Origin of the sequence: Pseudoalteromonas sp. Bsw20308 (assembly GCF_000310105.2) — a bacterium.
Classification (GTDB): domain Bacteria; phylum Pseudomonadota; class Gammaproteobacteria; order Enterobacterales; family Alteromonadaceae; genus Pseudoalteromonas; species Pseudoalteromonas fuliginea.
The window spans coordinates 3,580,095-3,604,799 of the sequence record NZ_CP013138.1 but is presented as its reverse complement, the minus strand read 5'-3'; the positions used below and the strand labels follow the sequence as shown (position 1 = coordinate 3,604,799).

At 38.8% G+C, this 24,705-nt stretch carries 15 protein-coding genes; 13 read left to right on the top strand and 2 right to left on the bottom strand.

Annotated features, from left to right (window positions below):
- Nucleotides 1-58 precede the first annotated feature (58 nt).
- On the bottom strand, nt 59-2,878 hold the full coding sequence (gene uvrA / locus D172_RS15800; protein ID WP_007378611.1) for an excinuclease ABC subunit UvrA: 2,820 nt from the start codon (nt 2,876-2,878) through the stop codon (nt 59-61).
- A 162-nt stretch (nt 2,879-3,040) separates the two neighbouring features.
- Here uvrA and D172_RS15795 point away from each other — a divergent pair, with 162 nt between their 5' ends.
- The 4 genes from D172_RS15795 to D172_RS15780 all read left to right on the top strand — a co-directional run bounded on the left by D172_RS15795 (nt 3,041) and on the right by D172_RS15780 (nt 10,033).
- Complete coding sequence (locus D172_RS15795) at nt 3,041-4,408, top strand: MFS transporter (protein WP_007378610.1); 1,368 nt, start codon at nt 3,041-3,043, stop codon at nt 4,406-4,408.
- Nucleotides 4,409-4,428: 20 nt separating this feature from the next.
- Nucleotides 4,429-5,154, top strand: coding sequence for a single-stranded DNA-binding protein (gene ssb, locus D172_RS15790; protein WP_007378609.1), 726 nt, complete (start codon nt 4,429-4,431; stop codon nt 5,152-5,154).
- A gap of 317 nt (nt 5,155-5,471) precedes the next feature.
- Nucleotides 5,472-7,901 carry an ATP-binding protein gene (locus D172_RS15785; protein WP_237113684.1) on the top strand — a complete coding sequence of 810 codons (2,430 nt, stop codon included), beginning with the start codon at nt 5,472-5,474 and terminating at the stop codon, nt 7,899-7,901.
- Nucleotides 7,902-8,350: 449 nt separating this feature from the next.
- On the top strand, nt 8,351-10,033 hold the full coding sequence (locus D172_RS15780; protein ID WP_168157902.1) for an EAL domain-containing protein: 1,683 nt from the start codon (nt 8,351-8,353) through the stop codon (nt 10,031-10,033).
- Here D172_RS15780 and D172_RS15775 read toward each other — a convergent pair.
- Nucleotides 10,030-10,938 carry a 1-aminocyclopropane-1-carboxylate deaminase/D-cysteine desulfhydrase gene (locus D172_RS15775; RefSeq protein ID WP_007378606.1) on the bottom strand — a complete coding sequence of 303 codons (909 nt, stop codon included), beginning with the start codon at nt 10,936-10,938 and terminating at the stop codon, nt 10,030-10,032. The genes D172_RS15780 and D172_RS15775 overlap by 4 nt on opposite strands.
- A 920-nt stretch (nt 10,939-11,858) precedes the next feature.
- Between D172_RS15775 and D172_RS15770 the strand changes: the two genes are divergently transcribed.
- The 9 genes from D172_RS15770 (at nt 11,859) to tldD (ending at nt 24,567) form a co-directional block, all read left to right on the top strand.
- On the top strand, nt 11,859-13,901 hold the full coding sequence (locus D172_RS15770; RefSeq protein ID WP_007378605.1) for an SUMF1/EgtB/PvdO family nonheme iron enzyme: 2,043 nt from the start codon (nt 11,859-11,861) through the stop codon (nt 13,899-13,901).
- A gap of 135 nt (nt 13,902-14,036) precedes the next feature.
- Nucleotides 14,037-15,080 (top strand): rod shape-determining protein, encoded by a 1,044-nt coding sequence (locus D172_RS15765; RefSeq protein ID WP_002958401.1) that lies wholly within the window; start codon nt 14,037-14,039, stop codon nt 15,078-15,080.
- Entirely contained in the window at nt 15,080-15,922 is an 843-nt protein-coding gene (gene mreC, locus D172_RS15760; RefSeq protein WP_188085246.1) for a rod shape-determining protein MreC, read from the top strand. Before D172_RS15765 ends, mreC begins: the two co-directional genes overlap by 1 nt.
- A complete protein-coding gene (gene mreD / locus D172_RS15755; RefSeq protein WP_007378603.1) occupies nt 15,915-16,394 on the top strand; it encodes a rod shape-determining protein MreD in 480 nt (159 codons plus the stop codon). The genes mreC and mreD overlap by 8 nt, the downstream gene beginning before the upstream one ends.
- Complete coding sequence (locus D172_RS15750; RefSeq protein WP_007378602.1) at nt 16,395-16,964, top strand: Maf family protein; 570 nt, start codon at nt 16,395-16,397, stop codon at nt 16,962-16,964.
- A gap of 1 nt (nt 16,965) precedes the next feature.
- Nucleotides 16,966-18,438, top strand: coding sequence for a ribonuclease G (gene rng, locus D172_RS15745; RefSeq protein ID WP_007378601.1), 1,473 nt, complete (start codon nt 16,966-16,968; stop codon nt 18,436-18,438).
- Nucleotides 18,438-22,295: a YhdP family protein gene (locus D172_RS15740; protein WP_007378600.1), complete on the top strand. Its 3,858-nt coding sequence runs from the start codon at nt 18,438-18,440 to the stop codon at nt 22,293-22,295. Before rng ends, D172_RS15740 begins: the two co-directional genes overlap by 1 nt.
- Nucleotides 22,292-23,131 (top strand): carbon-nitrogen hydrolase family protein, encoded by an 840-nt coding sequence (locus tag D172_RS15735; protein ID WP_007378599.1) that lies wholly within the window; start codon nt 22,292-22,294, stop codon nt 23,129-23,131. Before D172_RS15740 ends, D172_RS15735 begins: the two co-directional genes overlap by 4 nt.
- Nucleotides 23,128-24,567 carry a metalloprotease TldD gene (gene tldD / locus D172_RS15730; RefSeq protein WP_007378598.1) on the top strand — a complete coding sequence of 480 codons (1,440 nt, stop codon included), beginning with the start codon at nt 23,128-23,130 and terminating at the stop codon, nt 24,565-24,567. Before D172_RS15735 ends, tldD begins: the two co-directional genes overlap by 4 nt.
- Nucleotides 24,568-24,705 lie beyond the last annotated feature (138 nt).

Here is a 24,705-nt window from a genome sequence, read left to right as displayed (position 1 = left end):
CGGGAGCTAAATATAAAAAACACCAAGTAGTTAAACTACTTGGTGTTTTTTATTGGTATTAAAGCAATGGCTTTAAGTAATGCCCAGTATGTGAACGCTCACATTCGGCTACTTCTTCAGGCGTGCCTGCAATGAGTATTTCACCGCCGCCAGCTCCGCCTTCAGGTCCTAAATCGATAACCCAATCTGCTGTTTTAATAACATCGAGGTTGTGCTCAATAACAACAATTGTATTTCCGTGGTCGCGCAGACGATGAAGTACAACAAGCAGCTGCTCAATATCAGCAAAGTGTAAGCCTGTTGTTGGCTCATCTAATATGTAGAGTGTTTTACCTGTATCACGCTTTGATAGCTCGCGTGCTAGTTTTACACGTTGCGCCTCACCACCTGAAAGAGTGGTAGCGGCTTGACCTAAGCGGACATACGATAAACCAACGTCCATTAGGGTTTTAAGCTTACGGGCAATAGCCGGTATTTTATCAAAGTAATCATGAGCGTCTTCAACAGTCATCTCAAGTACTTGGTGTATGTTTTTACCTTTGTATTGTACTTCGAGCGTTTCACGGTTATAGCGTTTGCTCTTACACACATCACACGGTACATACACATCAGGTAAAAAGTGCATTTCAACTTTAATTAAGCCATCACCTTGGCACGCTTCACAGCGTCCGCCTTTAACGTTAAAGCTAAAGCGACCTACTTTGTAGCCACGTGAACGCGCTTCTTGTGTGCCTGCAAATAACTCACGAATGCCGGTAAATATACCTGTGTAGGTTGCCGGATTTGAACGCGGAGTACGACCAATCGGACTTTGATCAATATCAATCACTTTATCAAAATGATCTAAACCGCTAATTGATTTATACGGTGCCGCTTCGGCAGTGGTTGCGCCATTTAGCTCTGTATGAGCAAGTTTAAATAAAGTGTCGTTTATTAGCGTTGATTTCCCCGAGCCCGATACACCTGTCACACAGGTCATTAAACCAAATGGGATTTTTAAATCCACATTTTTAAGGTTATTACCCGTTGCGCCAAATAGTTCTAGCCATTTGTCGTTCGTTGGGTGACGTTCTTTTGGTATTTCTATTTTACGTACGCCTGATAAAAATTGGCCCGTAACAGACTCTTTGCTTGCTAAAATATCATCGCGTGTACCTTGTGCAATAATATGCCCACCATGAACACCCGCACCTGGACCAATATCAATAATATGATCAGCGGCTCGAATAGCATCTTCATCGTGCTCTACCACAATAACGGTGTTACCTAAGTCGCGTAAATGGACCAGTGTTTGTAGTAAGCGGTCGTTATCGCGTTGATGTAGCCCAATTGATGGCTCATCTAGTACGTACATTACACCTACAAGACCGGCACCAATTTGACTGGCTAAGCGGATACGTTGAGCCTCACCACCTGATAATGTATCGGCGCTGCGCTCAAGTGATAAGTAATTTAGGCCAACGTTAATTAAAAACGATAAACGGTCGCGAATTTCTTTTAATATTTTTTCAGCTATTTGGCCTTTTTGTCCGGTTAACTCTAAACTTTCAAAAAATTCCATGGCTTCACCAATACTCATGCATGTGATTGCAGGTAAGTTGGTTTGTCCAATAAATACATTTCGAGACTCTTCGCGTAAGCGCGAGCCATGACAGCTAGGACACGCTTGGCTTGTTTGGTATTTAGCAAGTTCTTCGCGTACAGAGTTTGACTCGGTCTCGCGGTAGCGGCGATTCATGTTATTTAAAACGCCTTCAAACTCATGGTTACGCGTAATTAAATCGCCACGGTCGTTACGGTAATTAAACGCAATTTTAGTGCTACCAGAGCCGTCTAAAATAATTTTTTTCGAGTCGCTGTCTAAATCTTGATAAGGCACGTCTAAATCAAAATTGTAATGATCCGCAACCGCTTGCAGCATTTGATAGTAATAAAAGCTGCGTTTATCCCATCCTTTAATTGCACCGCCAGCAAGGCTTAATTCCGGGTTATGCACTACGCGATTAGGATCAAAATATTGACGTATACCTAAACCATCACAGGTTTGACACGCACCAGCTGGGTTATTAAACGAAAACAAACGCGGCTCAAGTTCAGTCATTGCATAGCCACAAGTAGGGCAGGCAAAATTTGCTGAAAATAGAATCTCTTCAGCGCTGCTATCATCCATATATGCTACATGTGCAACGCCATTAGACATTTCAAGTGCAGTTTCGAACGATTCTGCTAAGCGTTGTTGTAAGCCATCTTTTACTTTAAATCTGTCTACAACAACTTCTATTGTATGTTTTTTATGAAGCTCAAGTGTTGGAGGATCAGACAAGTCACATACTTCACCGTCTATACGGGCGCGAATATAACCTTGGCTAGATAGCTGTTCTAATAACTTAACATGCTCACCTTTACGCTCTTTTACTATTGGCGCAAGCAGCATTAATTTACTGCCCTCAGGTAGAGCTAAAACAGTATCTACCATTTGGCTCACTGTTTGCGCAGCAAGTGGTAAATCATGTGTAGGACATCGTGGTTCGCCAACGCGGGCAAACATGAGTCGTAAGTAATCGTAAATTTCGGTAATAGTACCTACGGTTGAACGCGGGTTATGAGACGTTGACTTTTGCTCAATAGAAATGGCAGGAGAGAGGCCTTCAATGTGATCTACATCAGGCTTTTCCATAAGCGATAAAAATTGTCTTGCATACGCAGAGAGTGATTCAACATACCGGCGCTGCCCTTCTGCATAAAGTGTATCAAATGCAAGTGATGACTTCCCCGAACCAGATAGGCCAGTAATAACTATTAGTTTATCACGTGGGATGGTTAGGCTGATGTCTTTTAAATTGTGCGTGCGGGCGCCTCGGACTTCAATGTTTTCCATGCTATCTCGTTTATTACCAAAATTATTTACTCAGTATCGCATAATACGAAGCAATATTAATCCTTGATCAATGAAAAATCCTTACTTATAGGCGATTAATTATTGCCAAGCTTATGGTAGAATCCCAACCTCAATTTTTCATAGAGTAAGATCACGCAGATAATGACCGCATCTTCACTTAATTCACGAGAAAAACGCGCCGCTGTATCACTGGCGAGTGTGTTTGCATTTAGAATGCTCGGCTTGTTTATGCTGATGCCTGTATTGGCTATTTATGGACAATCGCTTGAAGGCTTTTCGCCTATTTGGATTGGTTTTGCCATTGGTGCGTACGGTTTAACGCAAGCTGTATTACAAATACCTATGGGTCGATTATCCGATAAGATTGGCCGTAAAAAGGTTATTGTTGGTGGCTTAGTTGTATTTGCTATTGGCTCTGTAGTTGCTGCATTAGCTGACTCTATCCAAATGGTTACCGTAGGCCGCGCTCTACAAGGCATGGGCGCAATAGCCAGTGCGCTACTCGCGTTTGCTTCAGATTTAAGCCGTGATGAGCAACGACCAAAAGTAATGGCCGTTATTGGTATGAGCATAGGCATGAGCTTTGCCTTTGCTATGTTACTTGGGCCAATTGTCGCCGCTTCGTGGGGTATTGCGGGTGTATTTTGGTTGACTGCTATTTTAGCTGTCTTTGGTATATTTATAGTGACCATGCTAGTGCCAAAGGCGGTAAATAAAGCACCCAAAGGCGATACATTAGCAAGCTTTAGCGACATTAAAAAATTAATTAAACACCCTCAGTTAGCACGATTAAATGCAGGTGTATTGTTATTGCATTTAACGCTAACCACAATTTTTGTGGTACTGCCGAGTCAATTAATTAAAGATGGTTTGGTTGCCGACCAGCATTGGTATTTATATATCCCAGTGTTGTTTTTAGCCTTTTTATTAATGGTACCAATAATGATTGTGGCCATTAAAAAAGAGAAAGAAAAACAAGCGTTCATTGGCTCAGTAGCCTTGTTAACTATTAGTATGTTAGCAATGTCGGTATGGGTTAATAGTGTAGTAGGCATTGCTGTGTGTATGCTGCTTTATTTTGTGGCGTTTAACTTTTTAGAAGCCACTATGCCTGCGCTTGTATCGCGAATAGCACCTGCAAGCCAAAAAGGTTCAGCAATGGGTGGCTACTCATCTAGTCAGTTTTTAGGCGCCTTTTTGGGCGGTATGTTAGGTGGCTATGTAGCACAAACTACAACGACGCAAGCTGTGTTTGCGGCAGCGGCACTTGTTGGGTTAATATGGCTTATTATTGCGTGGAAAATGCAAGTCCCACCCAAAAGTAAAGTTATTAGTTTAATGACCAAATTAGATTCTGAAGAGCATGCTCAAACACTTGCTTCTCAGTTAGTTGCTTTACCAGGCGTAATAGAAGCAACTGTGGTTCGCGATGAAAGTCGCAGCTATTTAAAGATTAATGATAAAGAATTTGACCTAGACCAAGCGCGTAAAGTAGCTGGTTTAATCTAACATTTATAGGAGATGGTTTCATGGCACGCGGTGTGAACAAAGTAATTTTGGTTGGTAATTTAGGGCAAGATCCTGAAGTTCGTTATATGCCTAACGGCAACGGTGTAGCAAATATTACCTTAGCAACTTCAGATAGCTATAAAGATAAAAACACTGGCCAAATGGTTGATAAAACTGAGTGGCACCGTGTTGTATTTTTTGGCAAGTTAGCTGAAATTGTTGGTGAATATTGTCGTAAAGGTTCACAAATTTATGTTGAAGGTAAGCTTCAAACACGTAAGTGGACCGATCAACAAGGCCAAGAAAAATACACTACAGAAATAGTTGTAGATGGCTTTACTGGTCAAATGCAAATGTTGGGCGCACGTGGTGGCGATCAACAAAGTGGTGGTTACCAAGGTAATCAGCCGCAAGGTGGGCAACAAGGTGGTGGTTACCAAGGTAATCAAGCGCAAAGTGCTCAACAAAGTGGTGGTTACGGTCAAAATAATCAAGGCCAAAATAACCAGCAACAAGGTGGTTATGCTCCACAACAGCAAGCAGCACCTGCAGCGCAACCTCAGTCAGCGCCAGCACCACAACAAAATAACCAATACCAACAACCGCAAGGCGGCTTTGCACCACAACAAAATAGTGCACCGCAGCAACAAGGTGGTTTCGCTCCTAAACCACAAAGTGCTCCGCAAGGTGGCGCATCAAACCCAATGGAACCAACCATTGATTTTGATGACGATATTCCGTTCTAGCTTACGTATAATTTAAAAGTGTAAATATAAATCGCTTTTAATTAAAGTGTTAAACCAAACCCAGTGTAAAAACTGGGTTTTTTGTTTTTAAAAAGATGTAAAAATGACATGGTGTATCTATAAAACACTATGTCACTATTATCTAAACAATTAGCCACGTAACTGAAGCTAATGTTTATATCAATATTATTAAAATATGACTCATTCTTGCGAGCTAAATAACTTATCTACTTTGTTTCTTCTCTGTTGTAGAAGTATTTGCCAATCGTATCAGTTGCTCATTTTATTTTATGTAATTTGTATTAGTTGATATATAAATGATTGCAATCTATCCTCTACAGACTTTTTTAAATGAAGCTATGGGAAATATGAAAACTCATATCGTAACAGTATTTCTATTTTTTCAGCTTTTTAGTGCTAATTTGCATGCTCAAGTATCATCCGAGACTACGCAAGTTCTATTAATTAATTCTATAAATCAAGATATGCCATGGCAGAAAAGTGTTGAGGTTGGATTACGTGCAGAATTAACTAGACAAGCTTTTGACTTTGATCTCTTTGTTGAAAATATGGATGTTGGTCGCTTTGATGAAGTACAGCAAAAAAAAGTGATGAAACTGTATTTACAGCAAAAGTATCAGAACAGAAAAATTGATATCATTGTTACTCAATCGGTATCAGCTGCAGCGTTATTGACTGAATTTTATGGTTTTTTCCCAGATGTACCAAAAATATATCTAGAGCCAGGCGCTAATTTTACAGTACCTGAGAGTATCAATACGGTTACAATAAATGCTAAATTAGACTACAAGCAGGCAACTCAAGATGCAGTTAATTTAATAAACCCAAAAGAGCTCATTGTTATTTTAGATACGACGAATGACATGGGGCGTAATTTTTATCAAAATCTTCTTCCGGTTATTGGTAATGATTTTCCTCATTTGAGGATAGAAAAATGGTTTGATGTGCCAACCGAGACCTTAATAAATAAAATAAATAATGCCCCATCTGATGCCATTGTATTGTTTACTCCTATTTTTCGAAAGTATAAGGGGAAGCAGTTAAGTCCTTTTCAGTTTGTAAAATTACTAACAAGTGATAACCAAGCTCCTATTTTTAGTTATTGGCATGCGTTATTAGGTTCTGGTATTGTTGGCGGGTACTTATTATCGGGCGAAACCATTGGTAATCGCATCGCAGAATCAATCATTTTTTTTAAGGAAAATAAAAGCTTAAAACCGATTGATGATGAAAAACTCAGTGCGCACTATTATGATTGGAGACAATTAAAAAAGTTTAAAATAGATCCTCAACGTTTACCCCAAGGGTCGATGCTTTCCTATTACGAACCTACCTATTTTGAAGAAAACAAAATGCTTATTTATAGCGCAATTATTATTATATTAACGCTAAGTAGTTTTTTAATGTTTTTTTTAATTTTGAATAGCAAACGCGTACAGCTGTTAAAAGAGTTAGATAGCGAAAAATTAAAACTAGAATTTCGTGTTGAGCAACGAACCAAAGAGTTATTAACAGCAAAAGATGAAGCGGAGCATTTAGCTTTGGTTAAATCAGAGTTTTTGGCTAATATGAGTCATGAGATAAGAACCCCAATGAATGGAGTTATAGGCCTCACCAATATTTTACTTGAAAGTGAATTGCCACTAAAACAAAGGCAGTACCTAGATAAAATTAAATACTCTTCGGATCAATTGTTAATCGTGATAAACGATATCTTAGACTTTTCTAAAATTGAATCAGGAAATACTAACCTCGAAGAATTTCCTTTTTCGGTTAACGCTGTTGTAGATTACATAAAAACAACGTTTGAAAACCAAGCTCAGGACAAGGGCATTAAATTTATAGTTAATGTAGCGTCAAATGTTCCACCTGATTTAGTCGGAGATGTTGTTCGCATTAATCAAGTGCTATTAAATTTATGCTCTAATGCAATAAAGTTTACTTCACACGGGAAGGTGTCTGTTTGCATTCATGCAGAGCAAATACTGAACGATGATGAATCAATATTAATACACTTTATTGTTAAAGATTCAGGCATTGGTATCGCACCTCAAAACGTATCTCACTTATTTGATGCATTTACGCAAGAAGATAGCTCTACGACCCGAAACTTTGGCGGCACAGGATTAGGTTTAACAATAAGTAGACGTTTGTGTAAGTTAATGGAAGGCGATATTTCTGTCGTAAGTACGCAACATTTAGGCAGTGAATTTACTGCATCAGTGAAAGTAAAAGTTAATAAGAAAATTGTTATTGCAGATTCTTTCAATTCAATTCAAACCAGTATTTTAGATTCAAAAAATTCAGCTAATCATCCATCTTTAATTGGTTTAAAGGTGTTAGTAGCCGAAGATAACGAGATTAACAAATTAGTTATTACCGCAATGTTGGAGAAAAAAGGTGTGGTAATTCATTTAGTCGATAATGGGTTTGAATGTATTCAAGCCCATAAATCTCAACAATTCGACTTAATATTAATGGATATCCATATGCCAATTATGGATGGTATTGAAGCGAGTAAAATGATACGAAATGACAGCGATAAAACGATTGCCAATATTCCAATCATCGCTTTAACAGCTAATGTTATGGAAAATGATATTGCATACTATTTATCCGTTGGCATGAATGCACATGTGGCCAAGCCGACCAAAGCATCTGAGCTGTATCGTATTATTGAGCAGTGTTTAAAAAGCAACTCAGATTATTTCGATAAAACACAGTAATTAAAGAGATTTAAGGAATCTAAAAATATATATAGTCGTTTAATTTTGTTGACTTCAATTTAATATAAATTAAGTGTTTATGTCTTATTTTGTGATATTAAAATAGATCAAATTAGGCCCATAAATGCTGAGCATATGATAGCCGTAGCTGGCTAACGAAAAATAAATTTAAGTACATTATGGTTCAATGTGTTAGTAAATTATTTAGTCACGATTCAGGTTAAATATACTGTTTGCCTGTCGGGATTATTGATCAATGCTCTATTTAGGAGATCTATAGAGAGTCAGTGGAATGATAATCATTGCTTTAGAACGCTTAAATTCATAATTCCTCGTTTATATAGAGCTTTTTTAAAATTAGTAATGAACATTTAAACTTGCTTTATTGACTTGTGCTAATGGGGATCTTGAACAACACTTTAGTTATTAATTTAACGAGTGGGCAAGCTATGCAAAAGGAAAGGTTCTGGATTTTTAATCAATTTAAAGTCATCTATTTTTCCCTGCTTGCATTAATAATTTTGGGTTTTAATTTTATTTTGAATGATGCATTACATGAAAAAATACATCACTCAGGCCAGCTATTAGTTAAACAAGTTTTTGAACTTGAAATAACCCCCTCTTCAAATAATAAGATACTTGCAGCCCTCGTAAAAAATGAAGGGTTTATGCTTAAGCCGAATTCATCTCTTACGCACTTTGGTCATATTATAAAGTTAGAGCGAGAGGTCTATAACTATAAAACGCTGAGCTTAAATCTATACCACCCTCCTGTATGGATAATAGAAAGCTATTTATTTATATTGCTTAACTTGGTTGTGTTTGGAGCTGCTAGCTGGTTTTATCGTTGGTGGAACACGTTACATGTCAACAATATTTCACGTTCGAAAAACTTACTCGCCAGCACAACTCCATCAGTTAAAGAGCACAATACACAGGTTGTTAAAGTATTAAAAAATTTCGAATTAAGCTCGCTGTACACAACAGCACCTGTATGTCACAGCTTGTTTGTACTGGTTCAATGTAATTGCCATTTTGATAACAATATTGATAAAGAAGCCAGCTTTGAAGTGTTAATGGTGAAAAACTTTTCTGAATTGAGTGGTGTTTCAGTAAGGTTATTAAATTGCGGTAACTTAGCGATTACATTATCAGAGGTTCCTTTTTCAGAACTTGAACGATATGTACAACACTTACATAAAAGTATTTTTTTAGCATGCAGAAACTATCAAAAAAATATCACCAGAAAAGACATTAAAGTCGGTGCATGTGATTATCGGCTTAGAGCCGATCAAACAACTGTTTATCAGCTTGCAAAAGCTGCGTTAGTTTTATCCCAACGTAGCTTGTTAAAGCATTGTCATCGATTACCTCTAAATCAAAGCCAAACAGGAGTACTTTCTAGTAAACAAGTTATCGATAATATTAAAAAGCATAAATTTATACTTTTTTTTCAGCCTCTATTCGAACTCTCAAGTGGCGATATTTTACAACATGAAGTATTGCTTAGAGTTAGGCACAGTAAGCATGGTTTGATTGCTGCTCGCTATTTTATCGATCAAACGTATAGCCGCCAAGATACTTTAATATTAGATAAAGGTGTTTTAATTCAAGTTAAAAAATTACTATTAGCAGAGCCTTCGCAATTAACCGTAAGTGTTAATTTATGTTCTGACAGCTGGATAAACAAAAAGTTTTGGAGCTGGTTTAGCGTTCAACTTAATGATTTTAAACTAAGTAGTAAGTTACAATTTGAAATAAGTGAAGTCGAGTTTTTTAATCATCATGAGGCTTTAAAGGACGTATTTATAATAATGAAAAAAGGAGGCTCTCGAATTATGATCGATAATGTAAAGTGTAGTGAAAATTTAATGAAGTTAGCTGACCACCAAGAGGTGTGTGGGTTAAAGTTATCGTATGAGTTAGTGCATCTAGTGGATGAAAAAACACAAAACCAAAATCAAATAAAAACAATTATAAGTATAAGTAATACATTAAACTTACCTGTGTTTGCGGTGGGTGTTGAAACACAAAAAGAGCTATTAATGCTAACAAAATTAGGGGTAGCAGGGGCTCAAGGGTTTTATTTTTCAGAGCCGTTAGAGGAACTCACTCAGGCGGTATTTCATTAAATCAGACCTCTATACCTTAACCCGTTTAAACCTTGCATTCCTCCTGTATGTATCGCCATAATTTTACTACCTGTAGGGAAAAAATCTTTTTCAATTAATTGCCAAAGTGCATACATCATTTTACCACTATAAATTGGCTCCAAAGGAAGTTGATGTTCATCACTCATTTTTTGACAGAACTGCCATAGTTCGGGTGTGAACTTACCATACCCTCCATCGTGAAAATCGGTGAGTAGTTGCCAATTATTTTGCTTATCGGCTTTATTACTTAATTTACATACCTCTTTTTTTAAGTAATCTGCTTGTTTTAATACAGCAATCCCTATTATTTGGGTGGTTTCTTCACTGCCTTCAATTAGACCCGCTAATGTACCGCCACTGCCTGTAGGACAAATTAGGTAGTCATGCTTTGGAAGGCTTTTTGCTAACTCAGCACAGCCCAATAGAGCAAAGGAGTTAGTACCACCTTCAGGAAGTATATAGGCACTAGGAAAGCGAGCTTGAAGTGACTTTAAGTAGTCATCATCGTTTCGTCGTCGGTATTCAATACGATTAACAACGTGCAGCTTCATTCCGCATTGCTTTGCAAATTCAAGTGTGGGGTTATTACTGTCGAGCTCAGGGCCTCGTATAATTGCGTGCGTAGTTAAACCAAACTCTTTCCCGGCAGCAGCACAAGCATGAATATGATTTGAAAAGGCGCCTCCGAAAGTCAGTAATTCAGTTTTTCCAAGTTTCTGCATATTGGCTAGATTATATTTTAATTTACGCCATTTATTACCACTTATTAATGGGTGTATTAAGTCATCTCGTTGAATACTCACAGAGATATTTTTGTTTTTTAGAAGCTGAGAGTCTATTTTTTGAATATAATTATTTTCTTTTATTTTTAATTGCTTAGACATTTTACCTTCTGTTTTTGTTTAGTGCATTGATAATAAATATATGATTAATCCGCAGCCTACTTAGGGTTAATCTATTATTTTAGAGTGCTACATTGTATTTTTAAAGGTGCACCATAGGCAAGTTATCTACACATGTAGCGTATCAATACATGGATGTAGAAGTATCTTAGTTTATGCTTGGGCAACTAAGCATTAAAAGCCTTATCGTGATTTTTATAAAGGTATATGAACGTTGGATAATAGATTTAAATATCATCATAGCTCTATGTTTTAAGGTCCAAGGTCTATTTTCCTTTCGGGGTTGAATTTTCAGCAGCAGGTTTGGTTTTTAGGCAAGGCAGAGTCTATGTGTGTGGTTATACCAACCTGCTTATATAGGGTTTATTTAACGATAATAAAATAGCGCATAAAATTATGTGGTAACGCAGCATAAATGCCAACTGCGTTGTCCTTTGGGATCGTCCTTGGGGCAATTTATTTTTTATTTATTCTTACATGGATGTAAATCAGTAGAGTAACGCAGAAGCAGTTACTAAGCCTACTAGGTTACAAATTTCGCGCCGCGATTAAATAGCCCCTAGATAGAATAAGTTTTATTCTTAAAAGATCAACAGGCTCTGGTAAGTCCCTTACCTAGAGTTCAGGTTAGGTCGCGTTATTTATAAAGTCATATTTTTAAATGCAATACAAAAGTCTTGTTAATACTGAAAAGACGGGAAGTGAACTTGTGGCTATTTTATAATTTTGCCGCTTAAAGGGAAATGATCGGGTTATTTACTGGCGTGGTACACGTGAATAGTTGTAAACTCAGATAATAATTGAACAAAGCTTGTATTTTGTGCTGCAAGTACATAGCATAAGGCTTTAATTATAAAAAATAATAACGACCAAATAATTGCCGCTTTTTGGGACTGGAATATATGCGAATTACTCCTTTATCTCTGTTAATTTCAGCTAGTTTGTTAGCTAGTAGTGCATTTGCACAAGATACAGCAACTGTAACTGGAATTGAGTCAGAAATTAGTATTAAACAAACAGAATACGATAGCTCGACAAGAATACTTGATAAACATCTTAAAGAAGAAAATCAGTTACAAACTCAACTGGAGTTACTTCGTTCTCGTTCAACTGAATTAGATAAAGAAAAAAACCAAGCACTTGACGCAATGAACGAAATGTATCGTCGCTTAATTGACGATCCTACGTTAGATATCAGTACAACTCAGTCGCGTTATCAAAAAGCGGTGGTTGATCACAAGCAAAATAAAGACGATATTTCTATGCAGTTGGCGGCAATTGCATCCCACCGTAAAGACATTGAACAGATCCGTGTTGCTAAGCATACGTTACTAAACACCTTAGAGAGTTTAAAAGAGCAACTAACAACAGCGCGAGTTGAACGTTTACGTAATGAGTTTACGCGTGAGGGTACGCTAGAAGTTAATCATACAATTAACTGTAAACGCACCGAAACACTTGCAGCTTGTGAACAACGCGGCCAACAAATGGGCTTACAAAAAGCAACAAAACGTTTTGTAGACCAAATTTTTGCCAACTTAACGGAAGAGCGCTTAGTAGAGCCAAAACGTAATATGGCGGGCGCTCAAGTACAAATTTTAAGTAGTCATGTAGTGAGCAGCGCCTTTAGTGGGCAAGGTAATTACAACGTTAATTTAAGCGTCACTATGCGTGGTGAAGTCAACAGCAGTCGTTTATGTAACTTACTAAGTGTTGATAACCATTATTGTTCTGAGTATGGGACACCACTTACCGCTGTGTATCAGCCGGCTTATGGCACTACTTTTTCAGATAGTCAGTTAACATTCAGTAATAGCGCGGATAATAGCGCAACAGTTCAGGTATCTCGTTTAGATGAGCCGTCAGTAAGTAATTACACAATGAAACCTGTTGCTAGCAATAATCGTGTAATTACCACAAATGATAACAATAAACAGGTAGAGTTAACGCTTCGCTCTAATGTGTACGACGACGAAGTTTTTATTGATGGTGTTAGTTTTGGTTCTACTCGTTTAGTAACTAGTTTACCGCGTGGAGTTCATAATGTAGAAGTGCGTAAGCTGGGTTACAAGCCCTACCAAGCGCGTGTAGATTTAAATAAAGCACAGACTATTCATGTAAATTTAGTAAAAAAGCCTGAGTCGATTGCTGCACCGACATACACTCGTGAGCAAACAGAAGTGACTACCCGTCAGGTTAATGAAAATATAAATGTATTAAATGAAAATGTTCAGACCGCTGTTGTTGTTATTCCAGCAGGCAAGTTTAAAATGGGCGATATTAACGGCAATGGTTTAGCGAATGAGCGTCCGGTTGTTGAAAAAGTGATCGCCAATTCATTTACGATGCAAAGTCGAGAAGTGACCGTTGGAGCCTACGAAAAATTTGTAGCAAATACCGGTTACAAAACACAAGCAGAGCAAAATAAAGGGTGCGCATATTATTTAAATGGCGAACCAGTATGGGAAGCAAACTTAAATTGGCGCAACCCAGGATTTGATCAAAATAGTAACTTTCCTGCTGTATGCTTAACCTATAACGATGCTAAAGCGTATGCAGAATGGTTATCAGGTCAAACCGGGCAGCAATTTCGTTTACCTAATGAAGTTGAATGGGAATATGCTGCACGAGCCGGTACTGAAACCGAATACCCTTGGGGTAACGAAATTGGTAAAGGTTTAGCTAACTGTGGTTGGTGTGGTAGTGAATGGTCAAATAAGCGCGCTGCACCAGTTGGTTCTTTTTCACCGAATGCATTTGGACTATACGATACCGTAGGTAATGTATGGGAATGGACCAATAAAAAATCAGGTGAATCTGATATTGCAGTAAGAGGTGGGGCGTGGAATTTTGCACCAAGTCTTGCTCGTGCTTCAACGCGCTTAATTTTAGCACCTGATTTTAGATCTAATTACATTGGTTTTCGTCTAGTACGTGAACGATAAAATTTAAGAAGGAAGCTTAGCTTCCTTTTTTTCACAAATTTACAAAGGCAGCTGCGCTTTATATTGCTCACATAACTAAGCATGTTAAAGTAAGGCAGCTAACATAAGAACGTATTTCAAAGGTCATCCAGCCTCATGTTTAAAAAACTCCGTGGTATTTTTTCTAACGATCTATCGATCGATTTGGGTACAGCCAATACCCTAATTTATGTAAAAGAAGAAGGTATTGTATTAAACGAACCTTCAGTTGTTGCTATTCGCCAAGAGCGTGCTGGTGGACCTAAAAGTGTAGCCTCAGTAGGAACTGAAGCAAAGCAAATGTTAGGTCGTACGCCTGGTAATATTAAAGCAATTCGTCCAATGAAAGATGGTGTAATTGCTGACTTTTATGTAACAGAAAAAATGTTACAGCACTTTATCAAGCAAGTGCACAACAATAACTTTATGCGCCCAAGCCCACGTGTACTAATTTGTGTGCCGTGTGGTGCGACTCAGGTAGAAAAACGTGCAATACGTGAATCTGCTATGGGTGCCGGTGCTCGTGAAGTTTACTTAATTGAAGAGCCAATGGCAGCCGCTATTGGCGCAGGCTTACCAGTATCAGAAGCAACCGGTTCTATGGTTGTTGATATTGGTGGCGGTACAACTGAAGTTGCTATTATTTCACTTAACGGTGTTGTTTACTCATCATCTGTACGTATTGGTGGCGATAAGTTCGACGAAGCGATTATTAACTATGTGCGCCGTAACTTTGGTAGCTTAATTGGTGAAGCAACAGCTGAGAACATTAAGCATCAAATTGGCTCTGCGTTTAAAACTGACGAGCCAATCGAAATTGAAGTACGTGGCCGTAATTTAGCTGAAGGTGTACCACGCTCATTTACACTTAACTCACACGAAATCTTAGAAGCGCTACAAGAGCCATTAATGGGTATTGTAAGTGCAGTTATGGTTGCACTAGAACAGTCTCCACCAGAGCTTGCGTCAGATATTTCTGCGCACGGAATGGTATTGACTGGCGGCGGTGCATTGCTAAAAGATTTAGACCGTTTATTGATGGAAGAGACGGGTATTCCGGTTGTTGTTGCCGATGATCCACTTACATGTGTTGCACGTGGTGGTGGTAAAGCGCTGGAAATGATCGATGTTCATGGTGGTGATGTTTTTAGTTACGATTAATGAAATTAATGTTTGGACGAGCCGTCTCCTTACAACTGCGACTTTTTGTCGCAGTGTTTTTGAGTATCGTACTCATAATTGGTGATAGATACACACAAGGTGGTACGGTTGTTCGTACTAGCCTCAATACCCTCGTTAGCCCGCTAATTTATGTTGCTAATTTACCATATGAACTTTTTAGTTTTAGTGCCAAAAGCCTGCATACACGTGATCAACTTCTTACTGAAAACGAAGCGCTTAAAAAAAAGCAAATGTTACAAAGTGAGCAACTTCAGCAATATCAATTCTTAGCTAGAGAGAATCAAAAACTACGTGCCCTACTTGGCTCATCGGCAAAGCAGTCTAATCGTAAAATTATTGCGCAAGTGCTTTCAGTTCATTCAAATCCATATAGTCACCAAGTGGTAATTAATCGTGGTACAACCGATGAACTCAGTGAGGGGCAAGCCGTTATTGATGAAATGGGAGTGGTAGGGCAACTTACTAAAGTAGGATCGACGACATCACGGGTATTGCTAATGACAGACACCACGCATGCTACGCCGGTACGTATTTTACGTAATGATGTGCGCACCGTGGTCGAAGGCATTGGTAAAATTAATGTCGTTAAACTCTCGCATGTGCCACATAGCTTAGATGTGCGTATTGGCGATGTACTCGTTACGTCAGGTTTAGGCGGCACATTCCCAGAAGGCTACCCCGTGGCTGTTGTAACTGAAATTAACCGAGATGAAGGTCAGCCATTTGCTCAAGTATATGCCGAGCCAATTGCTCAGCTAGATCGTATTCGTTTATTAGTTATTTTGTGGCGCAATAAGCAGGAGCGTCTAAATAATGATTAGCCGTTATTCATTGTTAATAGGGTTGAGCATATTTTTTGCCTTAGTTATGGCGTTAATGCCATTACCTTTTTCGTTTGAACCATTTCGCCCTGATTGGGTATTACTTGTTTTGATGTATTGGTCACTTGCATTACCGCATCGTTTAAATATTGCTACAGCATGGGTGGTTGGCTTATTAATTGATTTAGCTTCTGGTTCGCCACTTGGTGTGAATTCACTGACTTATTCGATTTGTATTTTTGTAACTGCAAGCAATTTCCAAAAAATTCGTAATTTTTCGCTTTGGCAGCAAAGCTTATTGATTGGTTTGTTCTTAACGCTTTATCATTTAATGCAGTTTTGGTTAAATCACTTTTTACTCGGTGTTTATTTTAATCCACAATATTTATGGCCAGTGCTTACCGGTATGGTGAGTTGGTTTTGGGTATTTTCATTACTTCGTAAGTACCGCAGACATTTTAGGATCAGGTAAATGAGTACTTCAGTGTATTTGGCATCAGCCTCTCCCCGCCGTAAAGAATTACTAAATCAGTTAGGCATCGAGTTTTCGCAATTTAGTGTTGATGCAGACGAAAGCCAGTTGCCTAATGAGCAGCCGCATAATTATGTAGAGCGTTTAGCGCGTTTAAAGGCAAGCTTAGGTGTTGAGCTTGGCTATACCGACCGACCGGTGCTTGGTAGTGATACAGTGGTTGTTATTGATAACGAGTCTTTATGTAAGCCTCGTGATGAAGCTGACTTTACGCAAACATTAAAGCGCTTATCAGGTAACACACATCAAGTGTTAACGGCTATCGCATTTGCTAGTAAAGATAAAATACTTAGTTGCGTAGTAAGTACTGACGTTACGTTTAAAACCCTCACCGATGAAGAAATAAAAGCATATTGGCTAAGTGGTGAACCACAAGATAAAGCCGGTGGCTATGGAATACAAGGTTTAGGCGGTCGCTTTGTTACTCATATTTCGGGTAGCTATTTTTGTGTTGTAGGCTTACCTTTATATGAGACCGAACAATTATTACAAGCATTCTTAAGAAGGTAACATGAGTACAGAATTACTGATCAATGTCACACCAAGCGAAAGCCGTGTTGCCTTAATAGAAAACGGTGTATTACAAGAAATTCAACTTGAGCGTATTGGCAACCTCGGTATTGTTGGTAATATTTACTTAGGGAAAATAAGTCGTGTATTACCAGGAATGCAAGCTGCTTTTGTTGATATAGGCCTTGAAAAAGCGGCCTTTTTGCATGCGTCAGATATCGTAAACAGCGCATCAATTGTAGAAGGCGTTGACGACACTCCGATAAAAAAAGTACAAGATATTCGTGAGTTAGTTCGCCAAGGTCAATACATTATGGTGCAAGTGGTTAAAGATCCGCTTGGTACTAAAGGTGCAAGACTCACCACAGATATAACAATTCCTTCTCGTTATTTAGTATTTATGCCCGATGCTACTCATGTAGGAGTTAGCCAACGCATCGAAACCGAAGAAGAGCGTGCACGCCTTAAAAAAATAGTTGCGGAATATGGCGATGAAAATGGCAGTTTTATTGTGCGTACAGCAGCCGAAGGGGCAATCGAAGCTGAGCTAAGGCACGACGCTGAATTTTTAAGAAAGTTATGGGAAAAAATAGTATCTCGCAGAAAAAAAACAAGTAAAGCGAGCATCTTACATGAAGACTTAACACTTGCGTTCAGAACGCTTCGTGATTATGTAGGTGAAGACATGGAGCGTATTCGTGTCGATTCAAAATTGACTTATCAAGAGCTTAAGTTATTTACTGATGAGTTTGTACCACAGCTTTCTAAAGTACTTGAGTATTATCCAGGTGAGCGCCCAATATTTGATTTGTTTGATGTCGAAAATGAAATTCAAAAAGCATTACATCGTAAAGTAACGTTAAAATCGGGCGGTTATATCATTATTGATCAAACCGAAGCGATGACCACGGTTGATGTAAACACTGGAGCTTTTGTTGGCCATCGTAATTTAGAAGAAACTATTTTTAATACCAATGTAGAAGCTACTTCGGCTATCGCCCGTCAACTCAGACTACGTAATTTAGGCGGCATTATTATTATCGATTTTATTGATATGGTAAGCGAAGACCACAAACGCCGCGTATTACATTCGCTTGAATCTGCGTTATCGAAAGATTGCACCAAAACGAATATAAATGGTCTTTCTGCACTCGGTTTAGTGGAAATGACCCGTAAGCGTACGCGCGAAAGTCTAGAACATATTTTATGTGATGTATGTCCTGCATGTTCAGGTCGTGGTTCGCAAAAAACAGTTGAAACAGTGTGCTATGAAATATTACGCGAGATAGTGCGCGTTAATCGTGCTTACGCAGCCGATAAATTTATGGTGTACGCTGCCCCAGCAGTGAGTGAATCTTTACTTAATGACGAATATCATAACCTAGCGGAACTTGAGCTTTTTATTGGTAAGCAAGTACATATTCAAACCGAGAGTTTATACAGCCAAGAACAGTTTGATGTGGTAATGATGTAATGAAAGCAAAAGCGGTCTGTTTTTTTTGTTTTAGAAAGCTATGGCAAACCTGCGCCATAATTTTGGTATTACTGGCCGTTATTGTTTCTATTTTAAAATATACACTTCCTTATGCTAATGACTATAAAGGCGATATTGAAACTTACTTACACAGTAAATTTGATGTCAGCCTTTCAATTGGTTCTATTTCAGCAAGTTGGCAGGGTAGTGGCCCCGCTTTGGTTCTTGAAGATTTATCCTTTAAAGATAATGAAACGGCTCCTATTTCTCTTACCATCGCAAAAACCAGTTTAGAGCTTAATTTGTGGGAAAGCTTAAAAACGCTACAGTTAAAATCTAATTATTTTGTTATTAGTGGCTTTCACACCAGCGTTAATGTGGGCAACTTATTTAATGGCAATGAGCAAGGTGAAGTTTCTTTTGAACAAAAAGAACTCATTGAAGGTCTTTTTTTAGGTGAAACTGGGCATTTTGCAATTGAGAATTCAAGCGTCAACTTCATACTTGAAGATGGTAAAGAGCGTAAAGTAATGCTTAAAAATATTACTTGGCAAAATGAAGATAAAAAACACCTAGGCAGTGGTAGCTTGGCATTGCCTGGTATCTCAGTTGGTAATTTTGATGCGCGCATTGCTTTATCGGGTAAGACCTTGGAAAAGGTGATTGGTGATATGTATGTGCAAGCAAATAAAGTAGATGTATCTAACTGGTTAGCGCAATACATAACAAGTGAAAAGCAGCAATTACACAGTGATATAAATTTACAAGCTTGGTTTAAGCTCGAAAAAGGGCTATTTAGCGATATAAAAGTGCAATGGTTACCAAGCTTTGTGCGTTGGCAGTATGAAGAAAAAAATCAACAAGTTAGTTTAAGCGAAGGGGGATTTCATTTATACCCAGAGCAAAATGGTTGGCGCTTAAAAAGTACAGGTTTAACATTTGCTAGTAACAGCAAGGCTTGGCCAAGTTTAGAGTTTGAAGCAAAGCTAGATGCGCAAAACAAAGTATGGTTACAGCAAGTTGATTTAGAACTACTAAATAATTTAGCTGGATTAACTAATTTTAATGGTTTAGCCCCTTTTTTAGAGCGTGAACCAAGTGGTTTGATTAAACAAGCATATTTAAAATTTGAAAGCGTTGAGCAGTGGCAGCTATGGTTTGAGGCTGACAATATTGGTTGGCAAGAACTCGATTCAGTACCGGCTGCTCAAGGGTTAAGAGTAAGTGGTCTTGTAAATCAAGCAAGCGGACGTATTAGCTTATTTGGCGAAAATGGCACGCTTGTTACTGGCGAAAACTTTAGTAATGATATCCAATATAATCAAATTAATATCGATTTAGATTTAGTAAATCGAAAAGAAGGTTGGCACATCAGTAGTGATGAAATTTGGTTTGATAATAATGAAATAACACTTGCTGCTGAAATGCAGCTGAGCCTCGGGGATACGCCTCGTTTAGATTTATATGCAGAAGCATTTTCACCAGATGCCAGTATTGCAGGACATTACTTCCCGCTAAAAGCAATGAGCCCTGAGCTCGTTAGCTATTTAAATGGTGCAATTAAAGGCGGAGAAGTATCTAAAGCACAGGTCTTATTTGCAGGGCCTTTGTCTGGTTTCCCATTTACTGATGGTAGTGGTCAGTTTGATGTATTAGCACAAATAGACAATGCAACCTATGAGTTTGACCCTGATTGGCCTGCGGTCACTAATGCTAATGTGCAGCTACATTTTGCTAATGAGCGGATGGACATATATAGCCAGCAAGGCAAGTTGGTTAATTTAGATATTGGTCATAGTGTACAGGTGAGCATTGCTGATTTAATGGACGCCGATGAACTCATTGTGCAAATAGATAAAAAAGTAGCGATGGAAAAATTGCATGACTTTTTTACAGCCACTCCGATTGCCAACCCACTTGCTGAAATATTTAGTATTGTTCAAGGTAAAGGAGAAGCTAATGCAAGCATTGAGTTATTAGTTGGCTCTAAGTTTAAAGATGGTGCAAGCGTGAGTGGGACGGTCGGCTTAAACGGCTTGCCACTTTATATCGCCACTCCAGGAATTGACCTTAAAGATTTAAACGGTGAATTACACTTTAAAAACGATGATATAACCCTCAAAGATGCTACTGCAACGTGGCTGGGAATGCCGTTAAGTATTAATTACGACAGTAAAAGTAATAACGAAGATTATCGTGTAAATATAGATATAAGCGCTCAGCTAGATGCTGAAACACTTATCGACAGCGCTCAAGGTATTTTAAAAGATTACCTGAAAGGGAAAAGTGATGTAGAGATTGGTGTAGTACTTGATTTTACTGAGCAAGGCTTTAATTATCGTGCACAAGTTAGTTCAGATCTGATTGGTTTAATCAGTGATTTACCTGCACCGTATGGTAAAACGAGTGATAAAATATGGGCACTTGATGCTGTTGTGCAAGGCGATAAAATTTCAAATTTAATTACAGCCAATGCCAATCAACAATTTTATTTCAATGCCATATTAGAAAACGGTAAGCCGCAATTTAGTAATGCACACTTTATATTAGGTGGGCAGGATTTAGGGCTGAATCAAAAAGATTTAAGTGTAAATATCAATCTTGAGCAAACAGAGCTAACGCCTTGGCTTGATCTTATTGAGCAAATAACCAATGCAGCCAGATCAAACCCTGAAAATCAATCATCTGGCATTATGCCACCGTTAAATGAAGTGGTAGCAAGCATTGGAAAAATCAATGTGAGTAACATTGTATTTAATGATTTTGAAATGCGTTTAGCACCTTCTAAAAATGATTTATATTTGAAGTTAAATGCTAAAGAGTTGCGTGCTGATGTATTTATTCCAACCTCTCAACCGAGCCAGCCCATACGAATTAATACCGATTACTTAAGGCTTAATTTTGCTGAAAAAATTAAGCCAGAGTTTGAAGTGGCCGACGTATTACCCATAGCTGATTTAAGTTGGTTAACAAAACTACCGGCCATAGAGTTTGAATGTGGTGATTGTAAAATTGCACGCTATCAACTCGATAAGGTAAGCGCTTCGTTATTAGGTGATGGAAAGCGACTCTTAATTTCAGAACTGGTGGTTGATAAAGGCGATCATGTACTGCGCACTAAAGGACAGTGGGAAAACGGCTTAACGGAGTTTTCAGGAGAGTTAAAAAGTGATGACATCGGTTCTTTATTCAATGAGTTTGATATCACTACGGCTATTAAAGATTCTAAAGCAAATATTAACTATAGCCTAGCATGGCAAGCGGCCCCTTATGACTTTGATGTTGCGAGTCTAAGTGGTGAAATTGAGTGGGATTTAGGCGAAGGTCATTTAACTGAAATCAGCGATGGTGGTGCACGCGTATTTTCGTTACTGAGTCTTGATTCATTAGTACGTAAGCTAAAACTTGATTTTAGAGATGTCTTTTCAAAGGGCTTTTTTTATAACAGTATGCAAGGCTCTATGCAGTTAGAAAACGGTATTGCTTACACTAAAGATACCAAAATGGACGGCGTGCCCGCCGATTTAACTATTAAAGGTTATGCAAATTTAAACACGCTTGATATAGATTATGACCTTGCTGTAGCGCCACAGGTAACCTCAAGTATTCCGGTTATAGTTGCATGGATGGTCAACCCTGTCACGGGGCTTGCTGCGTTAGCCCTTGATAAGGTTATTCATTCAGCGCGCGTCATCTCAGAGATCAACTTTAAAGTAACGGGTAAAATGAACGATCCTGTTGTGCAAGAACTCGACAGAAAAAGTCGTGAAGTTACGCTACCTCAAGCTGCGCAAAATCAGCCACAAGCATCAGTCGATTTAAAACTTAAAGATGCACAAGTAACAGCAACGCAATGAACAAAACAGCAAGCATAAGCACACCCACAATAGTTGCTCTACAAATGTGCTCAGGGCTAAACCCTGATGACAACATAGCAAACTTAAAGCGCGCACTTAAAACTCTGCCAGCAACAAGGCCATTACTTGTTTGCTTGCCAGAAGCTTTTTTAGTGTTTAGTAAAACTGGTAACGATACTTTACTTGTTGCTAAGCAAGTTGAGCAATACAAATTACAACTTAGTGAATTGTGCCAACACCATAATATTTGGTTAAATGCAGGCACAATGCCTGAGCCATTTAACGAACATAAGTATTACGCAGCATCGCACTTATATAATAATCAAGGCGAGCTTGTTGCAACGTACAACAAAATACATTTATTTGATGTAAACGTAGATGATAAAACAGGTAGCTATCGAGAATCAGATTTTACCCAAGCAGGTAGCGATATGGTGGTGGTTGAGTCTCCATTTGGTAAAATAGGTTTAACAGTATGTTATGATCTGCGCTTTAGTGGCTTGTTCAATGATCTAGTTCGCCAAGGCGCAGAGATTATTTTAGTCCCGAGTGCATTTACAGTTGTTACAGGGCAAGCACACTGGCAACCGCTATTAGCAGCTCGCGCAATAGAAACACAATGCTATGTAGTTGCAGCGGCTCAACACGGTACACATGAAAATGGCCGACAAACATATGGTCACAGTATTATTATTTCACCTTGGGGTAATACCCTGAGCGAATTGCCAACAGGCACCGGTTTTATAAGCTGCCACGCAGATTTAGACCAGTTACAAAAAATTAGACGAGATATGCCCGTGCAGTCTCATCAACGATTTAGAGAGCATTTATTATGAATTCGGTTGAACAGCATTTACTACATGACAGCCTGCTAAATAGAGAAGAGCTCGAAAAAACGCTCGCTTACATACATCAGCATAAAGTGGATTACGCTGACTTATATTTTCAATCAAGCCACCACGAATCGTGGGTGCTTGAAGACGGCTTAGTTAAAGAAGGTTCTTATAACGTTGAACGTGGTGTTGGTGTACGTGCTGTAAGTGGCGAAAAAACAGGTTTTTCTTACTCTGATGCAATAAACCTTGAAGCGCTAAATAAAGCGGCAACAGCAGCGCGTAGCATTGCCGATGCTGGCGAAGATAGAGCAATTAAAGTATTTAGCGATGTTAAAGCTAAAGAGCAGTTTGCACCGCATCAACCAATTTCGAGTATGAGCGATACCGACAAGGTTAATTTATTACGCGAACTTGAAAACTACATTCGTGAATTAGCACCCGATGCAGAGCAAGTAATTAGCTCAATGTCTGCGGTATACGAAGAAGTATTAATCGCGGCAAGTGATGGCACGTTTGCTACCGATATTCGCCCACTTATTCGCTTAAACTGTTCAGTACTGCTTGAAAAAAATGGTCGCCGTGAACGCGGCGGCGCAGGCGGTGGTGCACGTTTAGATTATGGCTATTTTAAAGAGCTTGTTGATGGTAAACCGCGTTGGATGGAGTTTGCTGAAGAAGCGGTACGCCAAGCTAAAGTAAATCTTGAAGCTATTGATGCACCTGCAGGCACGATGGAAGTTGTACTTGGTAATGGTTGGCCTGGCGTGCTTTTACACGAAGCGGTAGGGCACGGCCTTGAAGGCGACTTTAACCGTAAAGGCGCGTCTGCGTTTAGTGGTAAAGTGGGCCAAAAAGTAGCATCCGAGCTGTGTACTGTTGTTGATGATGGCACAATGGCTGACCGTCGAGGTTCACTTAACGTAGATGACGAAGGTACACCAGCGGCTTACAACGTGCTAATCGAAAACGGTATTTTAAAAGGCTATATGCAAGATAAGCTAAACGCGCGTTTAATGGGTGTAAATCCTACCGGAAACGCACGTCGTGAGTCTTACGCACATTTACCAATGCCTCGCATGACTAATACCTACATGTTAGGTGGTGAGCACAGCCAAGCCGATATTATCAGTAGTGTTAAAAAAGGGGTATTCGCGCCTAACTTTGGCGGCGGACAAGTTGATATAACCTCAGGTAAGTTTGTATTTAGCGCATCAGAAGCGTATTTAATCGAAAACGGTAAAATTACTCAGCCAATTAAAGGCGCAACGCTTATTGGTAATGGCCCAGAAGTAATGCAGCAAATATCTATGGTTGGTAACGACTTAGCACTTGATAAAGGTGTTGGTGTTTGTGGTAAAGATGGTCAAAGCGTACCGGTAGGCGTGGGCCAACCAAGCCTTAAAATTGATCAGTTAACGGTCGGTGGTACAGCTTAAATATTACTCAAGCGCGAAGTGAATTCGCACCTACGTGCTTGATGTTTATTGTAGGTGAGGTTTTATACCTCGCTTTTTACGTTTAAGTTGGGCTCTATGCGCGAAATAAATTCGCACCTACAATTTGCCTGCTTACTC

Excerpts from the sequence above, each read along its gene's own strand:
- ssb (WP_007378609.1), top strand. The coding sequence starts at position 4,429 with ATGGCACGCGGTGTGAACAAAGTAATTTTGGTTGGTAATTTAGGGCAA.
- D172_RS15765 (WP_002958401.1), top strand. The coding sequence starts at position 14,037 with ATGTTTAAAAAACTCCGTGGTATTTTTTCTAACGATCTATCGATCGAT.
- D172_RS15740 (WP_007378600.1), top strand. The coding sequence starts at position 18,438 with ATGAAAGCAAAAGCGGTCTGTTTTTTTTGTTTTAGAAAGCTATGGCAA.
- uvrA (WP_007378611.1), bottom strand. The coding sequence starts at position 2,878 with ATGGAAAACATTGAAGTCCGAGGCGCCCGCACGCACAATTTAAAAGAC.
- D172_RS15735 (WP_007378599.1), top strand. The coding sequence starts at position 22,292 with ATGAACAAAACAGCAAGCATAAGCACACCCACAATAGTTGCTCTACAA.
- tldD (WP_007378598.1), top strand. The coding sequence starts at position 23,128 with ATGAATTCGGTTGAACAGCATTTACTACATGACAGCCTGCTAAATAGA.
- rng (WP_007378601.1), top strand. The coding sequence starts at position 16,966 with ATGAGTACAGAATTACTGATCAATGTCACACCAAGCGAAAGCCGTGTT.
- D172_RS15780 (WP_168157902.1), top strand. The coding sequence starts at position 8,351 with ATGCAAAAGGAAAGGTTCTGGATTTTTAATCAATTTAAAGTCATCTAT.
- mreC (WP_188085246.1), top strand. The coding sequence starts at position 15,080 with ATGAAATTAATGTTTGGACGAGCCGTCTCCTTACAACTGCGACTTTTT.
- D172_RS15750 (WP_007378602.1), top strand. The coding sequence starts at position 16,395 with ATGAGTACTTCAGTGTATTTGGCATCAGCCTCTCCCCGCCGTAAAGAA.
- mreD (WP_007378603.1), top strand. The coding sequence starts at position 15,915 with ATGATTAGCCGTTATTCATTGTTAATAGGGTTGAGCATATTTTTTGCC.
- D172_RS15795 (WP_007378610.1), top strand. The coding sequence starts at position 3,041 with ATGACCGCATCTTCACTTAATTCACGAGAAAAACGCGCCGCTGTATCA.
- D172_RS15785 (WP_237113684.1), top strand. The coding sequence starts at position 5,472 with ATGATTGCAATCTATCCTCTACAGACTTTTTTAAATGAAGCTATGGGA.
- D172_RS15775 (WP_007378606.1), bottom strand. The coding sequence starts at position 10,938 with ATGTCTAAGCAATTAAAAATAAAAGAAAATAATTATATTCAAAAAATA.
- D172_RS15770 (WP_007378605.1), top strand. The coding sequence starts at position 11,859 with ATGCGAATTACTCCTTTATCTCTGTTAATTTCAGCTAGTTTGTTAGCT.